We start from the raw sequence: 21,173 nt of genomic DNA, 5'->3' as shown, positions 1-21,173 counted from the left end.
TTCGGGCCTAGCGCACCCAAAATTGCCAGTAGGCTGTGATGATTTCTGGGCCCCACAGCATGGCGATTAGGCTGCCCAGGGCCAGAAATGGGCCGAAGGGCAAGACCCGATCGCGCCGTAGCCAACCCAGGCCCATTGCGCCCAAACCGGCTACTGCCCCGATCGCGCAGGCCAAAAAACTCGCCAGCAACAGCAATTTCCAGCCCAACCAAACCCCCAGCATGGCCGCCAGCTTCACATCTCCGGCCCCCATGGCCGTGCGTCCCCAAATCAAGCTGCCCAGGGTGGCGATCGCTTGAAACAACCACAAACCAAGCGCCATGGCCAACAGGGCATCCAGCAATCCGGCCGCCGCGCCGCTGCCCTGGCCCGCGTCAATCGCTCCGAAGGCGGTTCTGAATCCCAACCCCAACAGCAGGCCCGATTGGGTGAGCGAGTTGGGCAGGGTGAGGGTGTCCCAATCAATGAGCGCCAGGGCCAGCAGCCAGCTCACGAAGATCCATCCCCCAAAAATCATGCTCAGGCCCCAAGGACTGAACACCAATTCCGGTTCGGCCGCGCTAATTCGCAGGGCAATCGCGGCAAACAACAGCCCGGTGGTGGCTTCCACCAAGGGATAGCGCGGGGCGATCGGGGCTGCGCAATAGCGACAACGGCCCCGCAACCATAGCCAGCCGAAAACCGGCACATTGTCGTGGGGAGCCAGTCGGTGCAAACATTTGGGGCAGCGGGAGGGCGGGTGCAGCAGCGACAAACCGGCGGGGAGGCGATAAACCACCACATTCAAGAAGCTTCCAACGGAAACCCCCAGGGCGATCGCCACCACCGCCAGCGCCAATTGTTCGGGGGTGAACATCAGGACGAGCGGCCCACCGGCTGCTGTTGAACCAAGGCTTCCACCACTTCCGGTGCATGTTGAGCCAGCCGGCTCCCAGCCCGAGCCATTTCCGCTACCCGATCGAGATGCTGAACCTGCTCAGAATACTCACTCAAGCTAAAGCTATTGAGCTGCATCAGCAGTTGGTAAGCATCGCCAATCCAGTGCAAACAAGTCGCCTGCTCGTTGCTGAGGGGTTGATCCTGCACGATTTGGCGAATCCAGTCGGGTAAAGCGTTAGGGTCAGACATGGAACTCAGGAAACTGAAAGAGCCAATCCTCAATTTAATCCGAATGCAGCCCTCTGCGCGATTGGGATCTCACTCATTGCGCATTTTGTTGCATTGCATTTTGTTGCATTGGTTGTTGCGCTGGTTGTTGTCTGGTTTGTGGCATTGAGCGTTCGGCTGGCTCAATTCCGTTGGCTCAATCTCGTTGGCTTAATTCCGTTGGTTGAATTCTGCTGGTTGATTGCTGCTGGTCAAATGCCTATTGATATTGATCGAATCCAGACGGATCGAATCCAGACGGATCCAACTCCAACGGCTCGGGGGTTGCTGGGGCGTTGGTGCTGAGGGTGAGGCCCACGGCACGATCGAACCGATGCATTTCCAAGCTCAGATCGCCATAGACTCCGCTGATTTGATCACGGCAGCACTCGATCGCAAAATCGTTCAACTCCGCTGGCTCAATCTCGAACATCCGCTGAAAGGTTTCGACTTGCACCCGACAGAACCAGGGGCGATCGTCATAGATCGTGCATTCTCGGTTCAATTGGTCATAATTCATGCACCAACCATCGGGCCCCACCATGCTCAGATAGAGCAATAAATCCTCGGGTTCTAAATAGCTTTCCAGGTCGGGGCGTTCGTTGGGATCGAGATGACAGCAGGCTCCACAGCCTTTGATACATTGCCAGGTTGCCACCTCAGTTGTCCTCGTCAGTAGGGTTGATGGATTGTGCAAAATTGACCACCGATGACTTGCTTTTTCCTGCGCTGGAGTTCGCCGGGGGCCTTGCCAATTAAGTTTCCGATTCGGTTTTTAAATTGGGTTTCTAAACTCGGTTGCCAAATCAGGTTAATCGATTTCTCAATCATGCCTCGATCGGGTCTCGATCGGGCCTCAGTGATTGATATTTCAATTTCTAAATGGGTTCCTAAGTTTATGTCTGGGTGTAAGCCCGCATCAATTACTAAGGGCATGAATTACCAAGACACTATTTTTGATCTTGATTACTCTTGATTTTATATTTTGCTTTTTTATTTTTGCTTTTTTATTGACTGGCTTGGCTGAAGCGCAATCAGCAAGCTTTCAATCAAAAAGCTTTCTCTAACTAATTTTTTAACTGGGGCGCTAGGATTCGAACCTAGGAATGGCGGGACCAAAACCCGCTGCCTTACCGCTTGGCGACGCCCCATTGCCCGAAGGCTTGAGTATAGTAACAACAACTTCCGAGAAGGGTCAAGGGGTTTTCTGAATTTTTTTGAATTTTTTTGAACCGGGTTCGCAAGGCAGAGGAACGGGGGCGATCGCCCCGGGGGATGGATCCTTGCCTAGCGCTTCCCTAGTCCTGGCTGGCCTGTTGATTGGCACGTTTGCGCTCGGCCAGCTTCAGCAGAATTTCCGCGTGGATGTCGCGGGTAATGGGGTAGAAATAAGCCAAAACCAAGCCGCCAATCAGGGCTGCCGTGGGCAAAGGGCCGATCGCCAGCCGAATGGCCAACAGGGCTGAGGCCGGTTGGTTGGCCGGCGTGCCTCCGGCGGCTGTGGGCACATAACCAGCCACTTCCAGCGCAATCCCCACCAGCCAAAGCGCCAGAGCTAACCCCAACTTTTGCAAAAAGACCATGAAGGCATAGAACACACCTTCCCGACGTTGCCCAGTGGTTAGCTCATCCAGCTCAATCACATCCGGCAGCATCGACCAAGGGACTAGATAAGCCGTGGAGACCCCAACGCCAGCCATCACGGCCAACAGGTACAGCAAGCCCGTTTGCCCCGGTTGCAGCAATAACAAACCCGCTTGGGCAATGATCCAAAGGCTCATGCCCGCGAAGTAGACCCCCCGTTTGCCCCAACGGCGGCTGAGGGTACTCCACACAAACAACATGGCAAAGGCGGTGAGCTGCACCCCGATCGCGACCATGAAGAAATCTGCTTGCTGTAGCCCCATGTAGCTCACCACGAAGTAGGGCAGGATGGAGGCGGTGAGTTGCACAGCCAGCCAGGAACAGAGATAGATCCCAATGACGTAGAGGAAGGGGCGATTTTGAAAGACGATCGCCAGTTGTTGTTTCAGACCCAAGCTGGGGGCGGTTTCGTTGCGTTCGGCGCAGCGGCGCTCGGCGGCCATGCCATACCGAAATGTGCCCACGACGCACCAGAGAATGGGCAACACAGAAAACAGGGTGCAAATGGCGGCTAGCCAGATGTATTGCCAAACGGGGTCGGGAATTTGATCGGCAACGACCTTGCCCAAAATCAGCGAGAGAAGACTGCCCCCGATCGAGAAGGCAAACCGGAAGCTGTTGAGGCTGGTGCGTTCGTCATAGTCATCCGTTAGCTCGGCGGTGAGGGCTGTGTAGGGTAAGTTCACCGCCGTATAGGCAATATTGAACAGCAGCCCCAAGACCACGTAGTAGCCATAGAGCAGCCAGGTGTTGCCCGGCGGCACAAGCCACTGCAAGAAAAAGAGAATGCCGAAGGGAATCGCCCCCCAGAGCATCCAGGAATATCGACGACCCCAACGGGAGCGGGTGCGATCGCTCATTACGCCAATGATTGGGTCGTTGATGGCATCGCCAATTTTGCTCACCATCAGCACCGAGCCAGCTAACCCGGCGGGCAACCCGGCCACATCGGTTAAAAATGCCAACTGCAAAAAGACAAGCAGGTTGGCGGTGATGGCGGGGCCTGCGTCGCCGGCCCCATAGGCCAGCTTGGCCGGGAAGGTTAACCGATCGGGAATAGAAGCACGCTCAGCAGTCACAGGTCTCAGTCTCAAAACTGCCGCTAGCTTAACCCCTGAAAGAATTAGGAGTTAACGATCAGTTCCTTTTGGCGTACTTCTTGGGCTGAAACCCAATCGGGGCGTAGGTGCTTGGCTCCTCGAAGATAGGGATGATGAATCCGGGCGATCGGGTCAGGGGTGTTGAAATGCACGAGCAGTCGAATGCATTGGGGCAAACTGCCATCCACATGCATTTGCTGCACATCCATCAGGGGTACGTTTTGCCAGTTGGGCCGCTCGCGGGCAATCTTGGCGGGAAACACAGCATCCAGGTCACGGGTCACCGAAAAGGTGACGCTCACCACCTCATCCATCTCCAGACGATTGTGGGTTTCCAAAGCGTCGAGTAGCTCATGAACCGCCTCCCGAATGGCTTCAATGGTGTTTTCGGTTGCGGTAGTTGCTCCTCGAATGGCCCGGACTCGCCAACCCACGTTCCTGTCCTCCCGATCGAATATGAGGGTGAATGTCACGATTGGGCTTGGCCTGCCGTGGCGATCGCCCAAGCATCAGTCACTCGTGACTGATTAGTGACTGATTAATAGCTAGTTATAGCTCAGTTGGGGTTGCATCTCTACTGTGCAGAATCAAGCCGAGAAACAACACCTAAAACCGCCTGAAAATCGACTGCGAGGCCGGGCTAGGGCAATGCGGCACGCTCTGCGATTCGCCAGATGCGATTCGCCAGATATGTTTGAAAATGCTGACCCCAAGCCTGAGCTAGATCGTGTTTTTTGAGCCTGAGGGAGCCTATAGGCGCATGACCGCATCACTGGCGCTGACGGCCACAAGAGCCGATCGCACCAAATCGGGAGTGGCTCCGGTGATGGTGGCCAAGGTCTGACCCGTGGGCAATTGCAGCACCGTGGAGCCGCCCTGATTTTGCAGCGTCAGTTGCTCCAAGCTCACGGAACCGACAATGCCGATTCGATCGCCCTGAGCCGCACTGAAATCCACCACCAAATCCGCCGCTGCCCGAATCCCGATCGCCGTATCAGTGCGCAGCAGGAACGTATCGGCCCCCGCGCCGCCGGTTAACGTATCAGCCCCAAAGTCACCACAAAGGACATCGTTGCCATCGCCCCCCAGCAGCACATCATCGCCCTGGCCGCCGCGCACAAAATCATCACCCGCGCCGCCATTGACCGTATCGTTGCCCTGATTGCCGTTGAGGAAGTCGTTGCCCCCGTCACCGTTGATCAAGTCATTGCCATCAATGCCGCGCAGATAATCATCTCCGTCGCCACCGAAGAGCGAATCATTGCCCGCATCACCCCAGACAATATCCGCCGCACTGGAGCCGGTGATCACGTCATCGCCCCCCAACCCCCGCACGCCGCTGGGAGTGGTTTGGCTTTGGGTCGCCGTCAGGGTCACGGTTTCTGCCGCTTCTGTGAGGAAGGTGAATTGGCGGGGCAGGTCAGCCCGGTTCAGAAAATTGTGCGCAGTGTTCAAGCGGGTTGCATCCGTCAGCACCACCGAAGTTCGGCCCGGCAAAACTCCATCCACCACCTTGGCTGCCGTGATGCGATCGCCCGCTTGGATTGCATCCACCGCCGAAAACCCTTGGGTCACCTGGCCAAAGGTGGCGTAATTACCATCCAAAAATGGCAATTCCTTCAGGGCAATGTAGAACTGCGAAGAACCGGAATCGGGCGATTGGGCCCGGGCCATGGCCAGGGTTCCTTGCTTGTGGGGCAAGGCCACCGGCTGAGTGGTGGTTTGGCTATAGATCGGTTCCGTTGCGCCCTGAACTTTGATTTCGAGGGGAATGCTGCGGGCTTGGTTGGTGTCTGGGTCAATGAACCCGCCCGTTCCCAAGCTGCTGAGCGGCACGTTGGGATCTTTGCTCGCCGGATCTCCCGCTTGCACCACAAAGGGATCGGGCGATCGCACCACGCGGTGAAACGAAATGCCGTCATAAAATCCCCGCTCCACCAAGTCCACAAAATTGCCGGCCGTGACGGGGGCATTGGCCCCATCGATCGCCATTTCGACGGACTGACCGTTCACCAGCATGATGACGGTGGCGGAACCATTTAAACGAGCCGCAGGAGCCATATTCGCAAAATCGGTTGGGTTGCTTCAAAACCAAAATATCAGGCAAGTCCAGGCCCTGGGTTTTCAGCCAATCAAAAATTCAACCGCCAAGGGTTCTGAATCGGAAACGTTTGGGCAAGGTTTTGGCAACCTCTCCCAGGTTTTTGGCCGTTCAGAAACCGTTGGGACTGTTTGGGCTGCTTTTCCGGAGCAGGGGCCTGGCTGCCGCTAGATCGGTGACGTAATCGAACTAGCCAGAGTTTCGGAGCCGGGCGATCGCTCGGCTTAATCCGCAGATTCAGGGCGATCGGGTTGGCTCCGGAACTGGGATTCTCAATCGGACTGGCTATAATCGGAGCGATGCCCTTGGGACGGTGATTTCATGCTTTTTTGGTCTTTTTTGCAGCGGCGTGGTGTGGTGGGAATGATGGGCGCGATCGCCCTGGTCACGGCCGGCAGTGGCGGGGCGATCGCCCAAGCCAGCCCGACCTATCAACCGGGCACGATTTCCAGCAGCAGCGAGTTGAACGACACCCTATCAACCAAGGACATTCCCACCGGCCAAGGGGGATTTGCCCGGGACTATAAAATCTCGCTCACGGCAGGCGATCGGGTTGAAATCACCGCCAGCTCCGACAGCTTCGATACCGTCCTGATGCTCATTGCTGATGACGGTTCCAGCGTTGCCGAGAACGACGACGGCCCCGACAGCGGCACGAACTCCCTGATTTTCACCAGCATTCAGAACACAGGCGAATATGTGGTGCGGGTTCAAACCTTTGGCAAAGCCGTTGGCGGCCCCTTCAAGCTCAAGGTCACCCGCCTGCAACCGATCCAATAGGTGTTAGGAAGCCAGTTCTTCCAAAAAAATTAGCGAATCCCTTGCCAATCCTGATCAAGTTTGCTAATTTATTTAGGCGCTGAAAACAGCAGCGCCTAAAAACCCTAGCCGGGATAGCTCAGCCGGTAGAGCAGAGGACTGAAAATCCTCGTGTCGGCGGTTCAAGTCCGCCTCCTGGCATTACTGAAAAATCAAAAATTACGCTCATAGATTCTTCTATCTTGAGTGTTATCTTTCGATCCCTGTTGTCTCCTCAACGACTAAAATATGAGTAGGGCAATAGCCCTGATCAGGTAATAGGGTCAACGATTGATCGCAGCCTAACAACCAAGAATGAACGGCAACAGAGTAAAAGACCAAGCGGTCTGCTGATGCTGAATGTTGCGGTTGCCGGGCTGGGCGTGAGCGGTTGTTTCCCACTTGCCTCTAAATCTTGAACAGGTTGAGAGCCAAAGGCCGATCGGGTGATCAAAAGGCTTTTGGCAAAATGTGCATGGCAAAATGTTCACTTTGAAAACATGCATTCTACAGTCCCCCTGCTGCTGCTCGATCGACCGGGATCCATCAACACCCACTCAAGAACGCGACCAAATTGAGTGCTTTAGACTCAGCAAGGTTGAGCAAGGCTTAGTAGGGATATTGAGAAAAACCCAGAGCCATTAGGGTTTCCAGCCAGCAAAGTCATAAAAATATAACAATTGATTGCCAACGGCTCCACCACTAACAATGACACCCTCTCCCATCGCCTCCATGCCCCCACGCTCGATCGACTCACACCAGATTTCGCGTATCTACACTGATGGGGCTTGCTCTGGTAATCCAGGGCCCGGCGGTTGGGGTGTTTTAGTGCGATTTTCAAATAGCTCTTGTCATGAACTGGGTGGAGGTACTTCCAACACAACTAATAACCGGATGGAAATGCAAGCCGCCATTGAAGCGCTGCAATTCTGGCATCAATACGGTCAAGGCGAGTCAATCACTTTACTAACAGACAGCCAGTACGTTATTAAAGGGATTACAGAGTGGGTGCGAAACTGGCGACGAAAAGGCTGGAAAACTGCCAGCGGGCAACCGGTGCTCAACCGAGATCTTTGGGAGCGTCTGGATGCTTTGAACAACCCCGCTGTGCGCTGGGAATACGTGCGCGGCCACTCGGGCGAGGCGGGAAATGAACGATGTGATGAAATTGCCCGCGTTTTTGCGGCCGGCCGATCGCCTAAATTAGATCAATTGAAGCTAGAGATTTTCGATCGCTCGGAGTTTCCGGAATCGGAGCCTGCGAGCAAATCCCATCTCGATGCTTCAGACACAACTACAGTCTCGATAGCAGCTATACCTGAAACCATGTCTGAACCTGTTTTGGATCAACTGGCGATCGCGCCAACGGATGCCGATCTGCGCGACGTGCGTGTGGGTCAATTGCGCAACTTGATCGAAACCCTGCGCATTGCGGATGAGGTCGCCGATCGAGGATATCTGATTGCCAGCTCGGAATTGGCTGATCTGATGGACGTTAACGCCAGTGCCGTGACCAGTCGGGGTGAAAACTGGGTCTGGCGGAACTGGATTGTGACTCGCGTGCGACGTGAGGGCAACCAAATTCTGTGGCAATTGGAACGGATCCTCGAAGATGACTAAACGAGGTGCTTGGCTAGTTCAAGTCTAAGGACGCTGAGGCGCTGATTCGCTTTAGCATCCTCAACCCGAGTAACCAAACACATCTCGTTTGCAGTAACCGCACCGCCCTCCATGACGATCCCTCGCAGTCTTTTGCACCAATCGTTCATGACCGGCTCTCAACTACTCTGCCGTGTCTTGTGAGCCAATCGCGATGGACACAACCGCATTGGAGTATGACCCTGCTGTGGGCGGGTCTTCCCCAGTGGCGATCGCTCGCCGAAACACATACCAAGTGAAAACGAAAGCTCTCGCCCTGGGGTTTCATCAGGTGGGAATAGCAGCTATAAGCTCAGAGTACCCACCCTTACCATCGGCCGTATCAGCCCTCCAACGCTGGCTCGATCGCGGGTTTGCCGCCGAAATGAAATGGATGGCGGCTCCCAAGCGATTTGATGCGCGAGAATTTATGCCCGAGGCGCGATCGGTCATTTGCGTTGCCCTGAATTACTACAGCCCTGAGCAGCGGCCCCTTGAACAGCGGCCCCTCGAACAGCGGCCCCTCGAACAGCGGCCCTTAAACCCATCTTTTTCCCAAGCTGAGTCAGCGATCGAGCCTGCCCCAGCTCAGCCCGAACTTAACCAGCCCCAATTTGGCAAAATTGCCCGCTATGCCTGGGGACGGGATTACCACCGAGTTTTGGAAACCCGCCTGAAGGCCCTGGCTCAGTGGTTAGTGACGTTGGATCCCCGCGCACAGAGCCGCTGGGCTGTGGACAGCAGCCCGGTGCAGGACAAGGCCTGGGCCCAGGAGGCGGGTTTGGGGTGGATTGGCAAAAATGGCAATTTAATTACGCGCCAGTATGGCTCCTGGGTGTTTTTGGGGGAGCTGTTCACCACGCTGGAATTATTGCCCGATCGCCCACATACCAGCCATTGCGGCACTTGTACCCGTTGTCTGGAGGCTTGCCCCACGGGGGCGATTCCCGAGCCGTTTGTGGTGGATGCTAACCGCTGCATTGCCTACCACACGATCGAGAACCGTGCGGAGACCCTGCCTTCGGAAATTGCCGAGAACCTTCAGGGTTGGGTTGCGGGCTGCGACATTTGCCAAGATGTTTGCCCCTGGAATCAACGATTTGCCCAGCCGACGGATATTGAAGACTTTCGACCGCGATCGGGGGTGGTGGCTCCGCGCTTGGATCAGCTTGCTCAGCTCAGCGATGAGGCTTGGGATCAAGCCTTCCGGGGATCCGCTTTACGACGCATTAAGCCTGCGATGTGGCGACGAAACGCCCGTGCTAGTCTGAAATTAGACCCGAATGTTTCGTTTCAAGTTTCGTCGCAGTCCCTGCCCCGATCGGCCGATCTCCCTCCCGATCGCCCCATCGATCCCTCCATTGATCCCCAACTGGATTCTGAGTCTCATCCTTGAACGCCCATCACGTGCTTGCGTCTACGGCGGCGGCCGGCGGGCCGCAGTCCTTGCCCACCAGTGCTGCATCGGTTGATCCTCAGCACTTGCGGTTAATTTTGTTCGATTTTGATGGCACGTTGGCAGACTCCTTTCAGGCGGTGGTTGAAATTCTCGATCGCCTCTCGGGACGCTTTGGCTATCCCCGTTTGACCCCGGAACGAATTGCCCGACTGCGGGATTGTGATTCCCGCATGGTGCTGCAAAACAGCAATGTGCCCCCTTGGCAGCGCCCTTGGCTGATCTATTGCCTGAAACGGGAACTCCAGGCCGATTTGCATCGCCTCCAGCCCATTCAGGGCATTGAGGACGTGTTGCGGGAACTGCGATCGGCGGGCTACCGGCTGGGGATTGTGACTTCCAACCAGCGATCAACGGTCGATCGATTCCTCACCCTGATGGGCTGGCGGCACTATTTCACCTGGATTGATGCCAGTTTGCGCCTGTTCAGCAAGGATCGCGCCATCTCGCGGGTGCGGCGGCAGGCCGGCCTTCAGCGCGAAGCCGTTGCCTACGTGGGCGACGAAACAAGGGATGTGGAAGCGGCCCGCCGATCGGGCGTGGTCAGCCTTTCCGTGGCTTGGGGGTTTAATTCTGAACGAGCGTTGCGCAACAGCCAGCCGGATATGCTGTTTCAGCATCCTCAGGAGCTGTTAACTTGGGTGCGATCGACCGCTGCGGCCTCGGAAAAATCCCAAACTCATGCCTAAACGAGCTGGGCGAATGCAGCGTTAATTCCCGGGGCGATCGGGCATGAATGCATAGGCTTAATCAACGGTCAAATAACGGTGAATTAAGCAGAGATTAATCCTTGTATGGGGATCGAAATTCCCCGGCAGCGGTAAACTCAGACAGCATTCTTTGGCGACAGTGGCGGGCTGTGGGCTACCTCGTTGTGATTGCCCATTTCCAGCATCGCGTCACCAGGAATTCAACCTAACAATCTCAACTGACTACACAAGGGGCAACCGCATGACGCGCGCCATTATGGAAACCGCCAAGGGCACGATTCATATCGAGCTGTTCGATAATGATGCTCCCAACACGGTGAAAAACTTCGTGGATCTGTCGGAAAAGGGCTTTTACGATGGTCTGACCTTCCACCGCGTAATCCCCAATTTTGTGATCCAAGGTGGCTGTCCCAATGGTGATGGTCGTGGTGGCCCAGGCTACACGATCAAGTGCGAAATTAATTCGAACAAGCACATGGCGGGGAGCCTGTCGATGGCCCATGCCGGTCGCGACACGGGTGGCAGCCAATTCTTCATTTGCCATTCGCCCCAGTCGCACTTGGACGGTGTGCATACGGTGTTTGGTCGCACGGAGGACATGGATGTGGTGAATGCAATCCGTGCCAATGACAAGATTCTGTCTGTGAAAATTGAGCACTAGGCTCTAGCTTCAGAATCAAAAACCAGGATTCAAAATGAGGGTCTTCAACTCTTGATTCTGGTGTTGCAAAATCGCGATGGCAAGGGGCTTCAGCCCCTTGTCTTTTCTGGGTTTGTGCTGGAATTTGACTGGACTGAAGCTTGATTAAGTTTTGAGTGATTCTACTGAGTGGAATTGGTTGGGTTGTCTTTGCTGAATGGTGTTTTCAGTTCCGTAGGTTGGGTTGAGCTTTGCGAAACCCAACTCGATCACTGCAAGCCTTGCTGCTGTTGGGTTTCGTACCTCAACCCAACCTACGAAATGATCGTTGATTAGCCCATCTTGATCAGAAGGGGTTAATTCGTGCAAGAGGTCTATTGTTTTGAGGGGCTGAGACCAAGGGGCGATCGCCTAGGTTTCTCGGAGCACATAGCCCACGCCGCGCACGGTTTGGATTAGGCGTTTTTGGCTTTCGTCTTCAAGTTTCAGGCGTAAATAGCGCACATAGACTTCGATGATGTTTGACTCGCCCATGAAGTCGTAGCCCCAAACATTTTCGAGAATTTGCTCGCGGGTGAGCACTTCGCGCGGGTTTTCCATTAGGTAGCGCAATAGCTCAAATTCTTTCATGGTTAGGGCGATCGTGTGGCCGTTGCGGATGGCCGTGCGGCGATCGAGATCTAGGGCCAAATCAGCAAAGTGCAGCAGAGGTGTGCCCGTTTCCGTGGGGCGTAGATAAAGCCGCACCAATTCCAGTAATTTTTCACTGCGGTAGGGCTTGAGCAAATAGTCATCGGCCCCGGCTTCCAGGCAAGCGGCCCGGTCTTCCACTTCATCGCGGGCCATGATCAACAGCACGGGGGCCACGTTCCCCAACTCCCGCAGTTGATTGCATAGCCACAACCCCGATTCGCCGGGAACCAACAGCCGATCGACCACAATCAGGGAGACGGGCAAGTCTCGCGCATAGGTCAAACCGGCTTGGGCATCCTTGGCCGTGGCGACGGCATACCCGGCGTTTTTGAGATCCGTCATGGCCCGATCAAGGATCGAATCATCACTTTCCACGAGCAAGATCGGAGCGTTGAGCGTGCTAGTGGGTGGGGCGATCGAGGATTCAGTTCCGGCCATAGGACGCGACAAGAAAACAGCAACAATCAGTCAAAATCCAAGCAGTCAAGCTCAAAGCAAACAAGGCCAAAGCAAAGATAATTTAAACTCCAAAGATAACCATAGAAAGGGCAATTGAAGGGCAATTTCTGGATTAAGCAGCATCCAAAATCTGCACATCATTGGCCGATGGTTCGCTGAAGTTAAGCATCCAGCAAAACAGATTTGGCTCGATTCGATCGTACTCCGGTTTTCGTTCAACTTCAGCGCCCGCAGGATTCAAAGAGGTGGCGCAGGGCGATCATTGAGCGATCGTGGCGATCGCGAGGACTGCCCCCAGCCGATCGAAAAATCCCACCCCCTTGAGCGTCCGACTGGTTAGACAATAAGGGTTCGCCCTCTCAGCTTATTTCCAGCCAGGATTTCCCATGACGCAGATTTCCAATGCACCGACGCTTGCGGCCCAAGATTGGATCCCTACTGATTTGGTGTCTGATTTGCCCCTGACGATCGCCGGTCGCACCTTTCGATCGCGCCTGATGACCGGCACGGGTAAATATCGCAGCATCGAGCAAATGCAGGCCTGCATTGCCGCGAGTGACTGCGAAATTGTGACCGTGGCCGTGCGCCGGGTGCAAACCCAAGCCCCGGGCCATGAGGGGTTGGCCGAGGCGATCGACTGGTCAAAAATTTGGATGCTGCCCAACACGGCCGGCTGTCAAACGGCCGATGAGGCGATTCGGGTGGCGCGGCTGGGGCGCGAGATGGCCAAGCTGCTGGGCCAAGAGGACAACAACTTCGTGAAGTTGGAAGTGATCCCCGATTTGAAATACCTGCTGCCCGACCCGATCGAAACCTTGCGGGCCGCCGAGCAGTTGGTGAAAGAAGGCTTTGCCGTATTGCCCTACATCAACGCCGATCCGCTCTTGGCCAAGCATTTGGAAGAGGCGGGCTGCGCCACCGTGATGCCCTTGGGTTCCCCGATCGGGTCGGGCCAGGGTCTGAAAAACGCTGCCAATATCCAAATCATTGTGGAAAACGCCAAGGTTCCCGTGGTGGTGGATGCGGGGATCGGCACGCCCAGCGAAGCCACCCAGGCGATGGAACTGGGCGCTTCGGCCGTGTTGATTAACACCGCGATCGCCCAGGCCCAAAACCCCGCCGCCATGGCGCGGGCCATGGCCCTGGGTACGGCGGCCGGTCGGTTGGGCTATTTAGCCGGGCGAATTCCGGTGAAGGGATTGGCTAGCGCTAGCTCACCCCTGACCGGTTTGGTGACCAGCAGCTAAGGATGACTCTTGACCGGGGCCGGTCGATGTTTGTTACAGTGGCGAATTAATGCTGTGTTGCTAACAATTGCAAAGGACTGTAACAAATGCCTTACACCACGGAAGATGGCGGTCGCCTGAATAATTTCGCCAAAGAACCGAAGATGTATACCGCTGACACGCCCTCTTCAACGGAAAAGCGGAACTATGTGGTTTTGGGCGCTCTGGGTCTGGGATTGGTGCTCGGGGTGATGGCGATCGCCTTCGTGGTGTCCTAGGGGCCAACCACCGGATTATCCGGATCATCAAGACTGCTGTGGGGTTGGGGTGCGGCCGTGCTGTGCCCCATTGTTTTGGGACTGGAGACCTATGAAGGTTGGTGTAGTTGGCTTGGGGTTGATTGGTGGGTCGCTGGGCTTGGCCTTGCGGCCCTTGGGGCACGAAATTCTGGGGGTGGCGCGGCGGCCGGAAACGGCGGCCCGGGCGATCGAGCTGGGCATTGCCGATCGGGCGGGTTGTGAACTGTCGCTGCTGGCCGAAGCCGATTTAGTGGTGTTGTGTACGCCGATCGGGGCGATCGAACCGACGGTGCGCCAACTGATTCCCCACCTCAACCCCCACACAGTGTTGACCGATGTGGGGTCGGTGAAACAAGCGATCGTCCAGGCGATCGAACCTCTGTGGCCTAACTTTGTCGGGGCCCATCCGATGGCGGGCACGGCGGACAGCGGCATTGAAGCGGCTCTACCGGACTTGTTTGTGGGTCGCCCCTTTGCGATTACGCCCACCGATCGCACCCCCACCGAGGCGATCGCGCGGGTCACGGCGATCGCCCAGGATTTGCGATCGACCCTGTACCGCTGCACCCCGGAACAGCACGATCGGGCCGTGGCTTGGATTTCCCATTTGCCCGTGGCAATTAGCGCCAGCCTGATTGCGGCCTGCGGAGCGGAGCCAGACCCCGAAACCCTGGCATTGGCTCAATCCTTGGCTAGTTCGGGATTTCGGGACACCAGCCGGGTCGGCGGTGGCAATCCAGAACTGGGGGTGATGATGGCCCAATTCAACCGGCCGGAATTGCTGCGATCGCTCCAGCGCTATCGTGACCAACTGGATCAGATCATCGGGGCGATCGATCAACAGGATTGGGCCGCGCTCCAAACCTGCTATGAACAAACCCAACAGGCGCGATCGGCCTTTGTCGATTAAGCAACCCAACCTGGTAGGGGCGCAACGCTTGCGCCCTCAATCAATTCAACCCAATCCGGTAGGGGCGCAACGCTTGCGCCCTCAGTAATTGCGGCTCAATCGATCGAGGGCGCACATCGGTGCGCCCCTACGGGAATTGGGGGTTGATTTCCCTTTTTTTAAAACGATTCAAGACAACCATAATTTTTGGATTTTTCGGGTTCCTATGACTGCTTCCGCCGATCGCGTTCAAGGCATCTTTAACCGGATTGCGCCTGTTTATGACGATCTCAACGATTGGTTGAGTTTGGGGCTGCATCGGGTTTGGAAACAGATGACCGTGAAATGGAGCGGCGCAAAACCCGGCGATCGCGCGTTGGATCTCTGTTGTGGCAGCGGTGACTTGGCCCTGCGGTTGGCGGCGGCGGTGGGCCCGGGCGGTCAGGTGGTGGGGGCGGACTTTTCAGCGCAAATGCTCGATCTCGCTCGGGAGCGGCCCCAAGGGTTTCGGCTGTTGGCCCCGATCGCCTGGGTGGAAGCGGACGCGCTGAATTTGCCCTTTGCCGATCGGGAGTTTGACTGCGCCACGGTGGGCTATGGCTTGCGGAATGTGACCGACTTTGACCAAGCCCTGCGGGAGCTATATCGCGTTCTGAAAACCGGCGCGACCTTGGCGGCTTTGGATTTCCATCGGCCCGACAGCGCGATCGCCCAGCAATTTCAGCAACTCTATCTCGATCGGCTGGTGGTTCCCGTCGCCCAGCAATTTGGCGCAACGGCTGAATATGAATACATCCTGCCCAGTTTGCAGCGGTTCCCCGTGGGGCGCGAGCAGGTGCAGCGGGCCCAGGCGATCGGCTTTCGATCGGTGCGGCACTATCCCTTGGTGGGCGGCTTGATGGGCGTGTTGGTGGCAACCAAGCCCTAGGGCAGATCCAGTAGCCACTCGGAGGCGCGATCGCCCAGGTCGATCGGGATGCTCACGGCCTTGCCCTGCCGGGGCCGGTTTTTGGTGGTTTCAATAAACGATCGCACCTGTTCCGCCGCGCCCCAGCCTTGGATGTAGGTGGCCACCGTGGACAGATGCTCAAAATATTCCGCTTCCGTCATCGGAAACGACATCTGTTCCAGGTAGCGCCACATCACCTGCACAAAAATTTTGTCTTTGATTTTGCGGACTTGCACATCGTAGGAAAAGCCCCACTTGTCCACAATCCATTGGTGTAAGTCCTGACCAGTCATGGCGCGATCGAGTGATGGTGATGATTAAAAAGCAGGGGCCTGGCCGTCAGGACAGGTTGCAAACCTGACCCTACCATTCATGATTATTTGTAACGCAATATGAAGTTTTATACGGATCTGTTACGACCGCCCGATCGCCCCTCAGCAACGCGATCGCCTGGCCCGAGAGATGCAATAATACCCTAGCAATTGCGGTGGCTTTGTTTGACCCGTTCAAACCCCACCCTTGCAGTCATACAATCTTTAAGATTCGTTATAGAACCCCCAAGAGAAGGCACGCGAGTAGGCATTATGGCTCAAGCTTCCAGCCCTGCGGACGTACCCAGCATGGGTCGCCGCCAGTTCATGAATTTTCTGACCTTTGGCTCGGCAACGGGTATCGCCCTGGGCGCGCTGTACCCCGTTGTGCGCTACTTCATTCCTCCTTCGACCGGTGGTACTGGTGGCGGCGTAGCGGCTAAGGATGCTCTGGGCAACAGCGTTAAACTCAGCTCGTTCCTGGCCGAGCACAACGTGGGAGATCGGGTGTTGGTACAAGGCCTCAAGGGCGACCCCACCTATCTGATCGTCAACAGCAAAGAGGCGATCGCCGACTACGGTCTGAACGCCGTTTGCACCCACCTGGGCTGCGTGGTGCCCTGGAACGCCAGCGCCAATAAATTTATTTGCCCTTGCCACGGTTCCCAGTACAACAACGAAGGCAAAGTTGTCCGCGGCCCCGCGCCCCTGTCCCTCGCCTTGGCCCACGTATCGGTTGATGACGACAACGTGAGCCTCAGCCCCTGGCCGGAAACCGACTTCCGCACCGGCGAAGAACCCTGGTGGTCGTAATTTCTACAATTGCTCATCAATATCGCGGCTGACCGTACTTTTTAGACAACTCATGAAGACTGCTTTCAAGGTTTTGACTCGCGGTGCGATCGCCGCGATCGCCGCGATCGCCCTGTTGATCGGTGGCGACTTCGTAGCTCCCCAGGCTGCCATGGCCTATCCGTTCTGGGCCCAACAAGTGGCTCCGGCAACCCCCCGGGAAGCCACGGGCCGGATCGTTTGCGCCAACTGTCACCTGGCCAAGAAGGAAACGATCGTGGAAGTGCCCCAATCGGTACTGCCCGACACCGTGTTTGAAGCCGTGGTGAAAATCCCCTACGACACCAGCGTGCAGCAAGTGACCGGCACGGGTGAACCCGGCCCTCTGAACGTGGGTGCGGTGTTGATGCTGCCCGACGGCTTCAAGATTGCGCCCGAAGACCGGATTCCTGAAGAACTGAAGGAAAAGACCGAAGGCCTGTTCTACCAGTCCTACGCAGAAGGTCAAGATAACGTGGTGATCGTGGGGCCGCTGCCCGGCGATCAATACCAAGAAATCGTGTTCCCCGTGCTGTCGCCTAACCCCGCTGAGGACAAGGCGATCAAGTTCGGCAAGTACGCGGTGCATGTGGGTGGCAACCGTGGCCGCGGCCAGGTTTACCCCACGGGCGACAAGAGCAACAACACGGTTTACAACGCTTCGGCGGCTGGCACGATCGGCTCGATCGCCAAGACCGATGACGGTGGCTACCGCGTGAGCATCACCAAGGAAGATGGCTCGACGGTGGAAGATGCCATCCCCGCTGGCCCGCAACCGATCGTCAAGGAAGGCGATGTGGTGACGGCTGGTCAAGCAATCACCAACGATCCGAACGTGGGCGGCTTTGGCCAAACCGATACGGAAATCGTGCTGCAAGATCCCAACCGCGTCCTGGGTCTGCTGGCCCTGTTTGTGGCGGTGATGATCACCCAAATTCTGTTGGTGCTGAAGAAGAAACAGGTGGAGAAGGTACAAGCCGCCGAAATGAACTTCTAGGATTTGCTGCCTAGGTTCCTTCGTGCCTTCATTGCCCGATCGCAAAGCCCCTGCTCAGTTCATGAGTGGGGGCTTTGTTTTGGGGTTAATCAACGGTTCAAGCTTGATTGGGATTTCAAAAACAGCCTAGTTGCCCATGGTTTCAAAAAACGCCTGGGCATTTTGGGAAGGGATAATCCGCACCCGCGATAGCCACTCATCTTCCCGCTCCGAAAGAACCGAAAGAAACTCATCAAAATCCACCACCTGAATTTGAACGGTGGCGGCTAGCTCGGGATTTTGTTCCGCAAAGGTTTTGGCCACCACTTCCGCTTGGGCCCGATCCATATAAAAGCGAATTTCTTCCGTTCCATCCCGATCGACCGTGACATAGGTGGGGGCTGACCCATCGCTTGCGGTGACCAAAAATAGTGGAATTCCCTGCAATTTTTCCGGCGGTTGTTGATTTAATGCCAACAGTTCCCGGGCTAATTTCACCTCTTCCAAATCAGGGATTAGTTGCAATTGATATTCGGTGGATGGTTTCTGCAACAGCTCATAGATTGCCGACAGGGGAATGGCATTGACCCGTAATTCGCTGGATGAACTCACGGCTCCCGCTTGCAGTCGCTTCAGCCACTCTTGGGCATCTTGCGGGTTCAAAAACATCCGAGCCACCGTTGTGCGCTGGCCATCGGCATTTCCCACATCAATCAGGGCGGGCGTACCTTGGGCATCGGTGAGGGCAAAAACCGGCACGGCTTCTAATTTGCGGGCAATTTCCTCCGGGGGCAGCGCTGCCAAGGGGCCGATCGCGGCCAACCAAGCCAGGGAGCCGATCGCCCAGCCTCCAGCCAAGTGCCGCCAGTTCGATCGCACTGACTGCCAACGCTCTCGCAATCCCAAACTCACCATCGTCCATTCCATCCTGTTGATCAAACCGTTCATGCGCCTGGTTCCATGCCCAGGGCGATTCCCAAACCAGTCTAGGAGCTAACCCACTTTCCAAAATCAAAACCGACCAGTGCGCTAATTGCCCCGGTCGGTTTTGCACACCATTTAGCGGGTGTGATGATTAGCGGGTGCGATTAGCGATTAGCCGGTTGTCCTCCCAACCCAGCAGCCCCGCTCGCGGGAGCCGGAGTGGCAGGGCGAGCACCCGACTGCCCAGCACCCTGACCATTGGGCTGACCGGGTTGGTTCGATCGCATGGCCCGCATATAAAACGCCGCTGCCGAAGAGGACGGAATCAAGCGCACACTGCCCACTAACGAGTTAGGATCCGTGGCCTTTTTCAGCTCCTCAATCAGTCCATCCAGCGTAAAGACCCGCAGTTGGGCCCGGTTGATGATGTCTGGTTGACGCTGTTTGTAATCATCCAGCATCGCTTGCAAGTCTCGCTTGCTGAAGAAAAACGGCACCACTTCGCGATTGTCTGCCCGCAGCGTCAGAGGCGCATCCTCCGCTTGGGGATCTACCGCATAAAACAACGGAATCCCCGCAAATTGCTCAACGGACTGGCCCTGTTGCTTCAAAATCGCGATCGCCGCTTCCACATCTTCCTTGCTGGGGGTGACCACCAAGTCGGGCATTTCTGGCTTATTTTGAGCCTCCGTCCACATCCGATAGAACTGGCCCAGCGTCAACAGAGCCAAGCTAACTTTGCGGGATTCAGGTGGCGCTTCGCTTTGGACGCGATTCGCAAAAGCCCGCACATCCTCCGGATCCACAAAGTGCAAAATTGCGCCATCAGCCGGTTTGGGTTCGGCGGCCGGTTGGTTCTGTTGCTTGGGGAACACCAAAATGGGCTGGCCATTTTCTTGGGTGACGGAAAACAACGGCACCACATCCAAGCGCCGCACAATTTCATCGGTGCTCAGGGCCTGCACGATCGAAGGGAAACAGACCATCGATCCCAGCACCGCGCTCACGGCGGCCAGGGTTGCGGCTGAAGCGCGAGAAAACAACGATTTCACGAAAAGCCTCCTGAGTCTCGGAAAGCGACAGCCCGGGTGAATGCACTGGCTGGCTGTCTAAATGAAGCGAGTTAGATACCCAAACGAGCTGATCCCAAGTCGATAGTGATTTAACGCTGTCGTTTGCACGCTTTCACCCTCAACAGTGCCAGAGCGTCTGGTGATGAAAAACGTTTACGCGCCAGTGTCAGCCTGTTCGGGGCGATCGGGCTTGGAGTCTCGATGGAATTGCCATCTCATAATACGACCTCTTGTTAAAGCTGAAGATTTTTAAAAATTTCGCGAAGTATTCGTGCCAGTTTCTAAATTGCCCCGCTTAGCACCATCCCTTCTGGAATGGCTGAAACGTTCCAAACCCTTGAGAGCGCAACGTTACTGTGCTCAAGGTCAATTTATGAACTGATCCGGATCAATCAAAGTCTGAAGCTCAGTTGCGAAAGTGAAAATGCCAATCCTCGTGCTGGTTTTGAGACCTTCTATTGTCAGTTTCAGAGCGATCGGTTGCAGTTTTCCCGAAATGCGAAAGGTCAACCGAAAGAAGGACTAGAGACTCTCAATATTGCACGAGGTTGTATGACTCAAATGCACATTTCCCCTACCAAGCCGTCCCTGTTCGCCCGCGTAGGTGCAGCGATCGCCACTGGGGTTGTGACCATCACAGCGGCAGGCGTGATCCAAAATGCTGCCCCGTTGGTCGCTCAGGCAACCTCTGCTCATGATCAAGACTCATCCCAAGCCCTCTTGGTCGTGGCCCGCGCGGTTAGCAATCAAGATCCCCCACGCCGTGGTGATGAACGTCGTGGCTAAAGGCGTGGCTAAATTCGACAACCTAACTGGCAAAACTGACCAACAATATTTGATCAATCCAGAGATTGATCAATCCAGAGACAAAGATGATCTCAATCGATCGAATCTTTTCATTACTGGTTCAGCGTTGGTTTAGGGTTGGCTGAAGGTTAATTTAGCGCGAGTTTAGTGATTTCTGACCTCTGGTTGTTTGAATTGTGGTGACGAGTTGAGATGACCCGGAGCAACTGCCTCATTGGGATCGATCGAGCTTCATCATGGTAACGCTGTCTCACTCCCCAGTCATGCTCAGGGGCGAAAGTCAGGTGCATGGTTTGAGGCAAATTGAAAGTCAATGAGTCAGTTGTTGAAGCTGGTTTCTGAGCATCGTGTTTTCCATCATTCGGCTGTTTCGCGACTAAGTATCATGTAACCTCCCAGATTGCATGAATGCTTTGGAATCTGGACTGACCTGTTATGACAGAATCCTCCGTTGGGGGATTTTTTATTGCTATTTTCTGCAAGCCTAATTGACAGGAAAAATT

General features: G+C 55.7%; 20 protein-coding genes, 2 tRNA genes and 2 pseudogenes. 13 read left to right on the top strand and 11 right to left on the bottom strand.

All coding sequences use genetic code 11. From position 1 onward, the window contains the following. Positions 1-7 precede the first annotated feature (7 nt). The 7 genes and pseudogenes from ACZA91_RS02010 to ACZA91_RS01980 form a co-directional block, all read right to left on the bottom strand. Positions 8-856 carry a prepilin peptidase gene (locus ACZA91_RS02010; RefSeq protein ID WP_463184436.1) on the bottom strand — a complete coding sequence of 283 codons (849 nt, stop codon included), beginning with the start codon at positions 854-856 and terminating at the stop codon, positions 8-10. Next, positions 856-1,128 carry a hypothetical protein gene (locus ACZA91_RS02005; RefSeq protein ID WP_099534496.1) on the bottom strand — a complete coding sequence of 91 codons (273 nt, stop codon included), beginning with the start codon at positions 1,126-1,128 and terminating at the stop codon, positions 856-858. The genes ACZA91_RS02010 and ACZA91_RS02005 overlap by 1 nt, the downstream gene beginning before the upstream one ends. Before the next feature lie 328 nt (positions 1,129-1,456). Beyond that, positions 1,457-1,804 (bottom strand): annotated as a pseudogene (locus tag ACZA91_RS02000) (YkgJ family cysteine cluster protein); the annotation flags it as partial. Between the two features lie 421 nt (positions 1,805-2,225). Further along, positions 2,226-2,297: transfer RNA gene (locus tag ACZA91_RS01995), tRNA-Gln, on the bottom strand. A gap of 147 nt (positions 2,298-2,444) precedes the next feature. Then, positions 2,445-3,869, bottom strand: a complete 1,425-nt coding sequence (locus tag ACZA91_RS01990; protein WP_463184434.1) for an MFS transporter — start codon at positions 3,867-3,869, stop codon at positions 2,445-2,447. A gap of 44 nt (positions 3,870-3,913) precedes the next feature. Continuing rightward, positions 3,914-4,324, bottom strand: a complete 411-nt coding sequence (gene aroH / locus ACZA91_RS01985) for a chorismate mutase (RefSeq protein WP_099534499.1) — start codon at positions 4,322-4,324, stop codon at positions 3,914-3,916. A 316-nt stretch (positions 4,325-4,640) separates the two neighbouring features. Next, entirely contained in the window at positions 4,641-5,951 is a 1,311-nt protein-coding gene (locus ACZA91_RS01980) for a peptidylprolyl isomerase (protein WP_099534500.1), read from the bottom strand. Between the two features lie 361 nt (positions 5,952-6,312). On the opposite strand from ACZA91_RS01980, the gene ACZA91_RS01975 reads away from it, so the two are divergent. The 6 genes and pseudogenes from ACZA91_RS01975 (at position 6,313) to ACZA91_RS01950 (ending at position 11,254) form a co-directional block, all read left to right on the top strand. Further along, positions 6,313-6,771: a PPC domain-containing protein gene (locus ACZA91_RS01975; RefSeq protein ID WP_199309155.1), complete on the top strand. Its 459-nt coding sequence runs from the start codon at positions 6,313-6,315 to the stop codon at positions 6,769-6,771. Between the two features lie 107 nt (positions 6,772-6,878). Next, a tRNA-Phe gene (locus tag ACZA91_RS01970) sits at positions 6,879-6,951 on the top strand. Between the two features lie 546 nt (positions 6,952-7,497). Next, positions 7,498-8,409, top strand: a complete 912-nt coding sequence (gene rnhA, locus ACZA91_RS01965; RefSeq protein ID WP_234407032.1) for a ribonuclease HI — start codon at positions 7,498-7,500, stop codon at positions 8,407-8,409. Between the two features lie 193 nt (positions 8,410-8,602). Next, a pseudogene (queG, locus tag ACZA91_RS01960) lies at positions 8,603-9,712 on the top strand (tRNA epoxyqueuosine(34) reductase QueG); the annotation flags it as partial. Between the two features lie 122 nt (positions 9,713-9,834). Beyond that, positions 9,835-10,572 carry an HAD-IA family hydrolase gene (locus ACZA91_RS01955; protein ID WP_190526133.1) on the top strand — a complete coding sequence of 246 codons (738 nt, stop codon included), beginning with the start codon at positions 9,835-9,837 and terminating at the stop codon, positions 10,570-10,572. A 262-nt stretch (positions 10,573-10,834) separates the two neighbouring features. Next, the gene (locus ACZA91_RS01950) at positions 10,835-11,254 is read left to right on the top strand and encodes a peptidylprolyl isomerase (RefSeq protein ID WP_099534504.1); all 420 of its coding nucleotides are present in this window, start codon (positions 10,835-10,837) and stop codon (positions 11,252-11,254) included. A gap of 390 nt (positions 11,255-11,644) precedes the next feature. Here ACZA91_RS01950 and nblR read toward each other — a convergent pair whose 3' ends face one another. Beyond that, positions 11,645-12,364, bottom strand: coding sequence for a response regulator transcription factor NblR (gene nblR, locus ACZA91_RS01945; RefSeq protein WP_099534505.1), 720 nt, complete (start codon positions 12,362-12,364; stop codon positions 11,645-11,647). A gap of 407 nt (positions 12,365-12,771) precedes the next feature. Between nblR and ACZA91_RS01940 the strand changes: the two genes are divergently transcribed. From ACZA91_RS01940 to ubiE, 4 genes are all read left to right on the top strand, one after another. Next, entirely contained in the window at positions 12,772-13,632 is an 861-nt protein-coding gene (locus ACZA91_RS01940) for a thiazole synthase (RefSeq protein ID WP_190353830.1), read from the top strand. A gap of 86 nt (positions 13,633-13,718) precedes the next feature. Then, positions 13,719-13,889: a photosystem II assembly protein Psb34 gene (gene psb34, locus ACZA91_RS01935; RefSeq protein WP_143473129.1), complete on the top strand. Its 171-nt coding sequence runs from the start codon at positions 13,719-13,721 to the stop codon at positions 13,887-13,889. A gap of 91 nt (positions 13,890-13,980) precedes the next feature. Continuing rightward, positions 13,981-14,820 carry a prephenate/arogenate dehydrogenase gene (locus tag ACZA91_RS01930; RefSeq protein WP_463184431.1) on the top strand — a complete coding sequence of 280 codons (840 nt, stop codon included), beginning with the start codon at positions 13,981-13,983 and terminating at the stop codon, positions 14,818-14,820. 205 nt (positions 14,821-15,025) lie between these two features. Further along, positions 15,026-15,727, top strand: a complete 702-nt coding sequence (ubiE, locus tag ACZA91_RS01925) for a bifunctional demethylmenaquinone methyltransferase/2-methoxy-6-polyprenyl-1,4-benzoquinol methylase UbiE (RefSeq protein WP_190531637.1) — start codon at positions 15,026-15,028, stop codon at positions 15,725-15,727. Here the strand turns inward: ubiE and ACZA91_RS01920 are convergent. Further along, positions 15,724-16,041 (bottom strand): DUF3067 family protein, encoded by a 318-nt coding sequence (locus tag ACZA91_RS01920; protein WP_099534508.1) that lies wholly within the window; start codon positions 16,039-16,041, stop codon positions 15,724-15,726. The two genes, ubiE and ACZA91_RS01920, sit on opposite strands and share 4 nt — an antisense overlap. Positions 16,042-16,332: 291 nt before the next feature. On the opposite strand from ACZA91_RS01920, the gene petC reads away from it, so the two are divergent. After that, a complete protein-coding gene (gene petC, locus ACZA91_RS01915) occupies positions 16,333-16,872 on the top strand; it encodes a cytochrome b6-f complex iron-sulfur subunit (protein ID WP_190353823.1) in 540 nt (179 codons plus the stop codon). Positions 16,873-16,924: 52 nt separating this feature from the next. Then, positions 16,925-17,887 carry a cytochrome f gene (gene petA, locus ACZA91_RS01910; RefSeq protein ID WP_190531639.1) on the top strand — a complete coding sequence of 321 codons (963 nt, stop codon included), beginning with the start codon at positions 16,925-16,927 and terminating at the stop codon, positions 17,885-17,887. Between the two features lie 126 nt (positions 17,888-18,013). Here the strand turns inward: petA and ACZA91_RS01905 are convergent, their stop codons facing one another. After that, complete coding sequence (locus tag ACZA91_RS01905) at positions 18,014-18,793, bottom strand: Tic22 family protein (protein WP_190531641.1); 780 nt, start codon at positions 18,791-18,793, stop codon at positions 18,014-18,016. A gap of 161 nt (positions 18,794-18,954) precedes the next feature. After that, positions 18,955-19,842 carry a Tic22 family protein gene (locus ACZA91_RS01900; RefSeq protein ID WP_158234332.1) on the bottom strand — a complete coding sequence of 296 codons (888 nt, stop codon included), beginning with the start codon at positions 19,840-19,842 and terminating at the stop codon, positions 18,955-18,957. 336 nt (positions 19,843-20,178) lie between these two features. Between ACZA91_RS01900 and ACZA91_RS01895 the strand changes: the two genes are divergently transcribed. Continuing rightward, positions 20,179-20,649, top strand: coding sequence for a hypothetical protein (locus ACZA91_RS01895; RefSeq protein ID WP_099532031.1), 471 nt, complete (start codon positions 20,179-20,181; stop codon positions 20,647-20,649). Positions 20,650-21,173: the final 524 nt, after the last annotated feature.

It is taken from the genome of Limnothrix sp. CMB-01 (genome assembly GCF_055193175.1).
The sequence above is the reverse complement of the archived record's forward strand: the minus strand, read 5'-3'. Positions and strand labels throughout refer to the sequence as shown.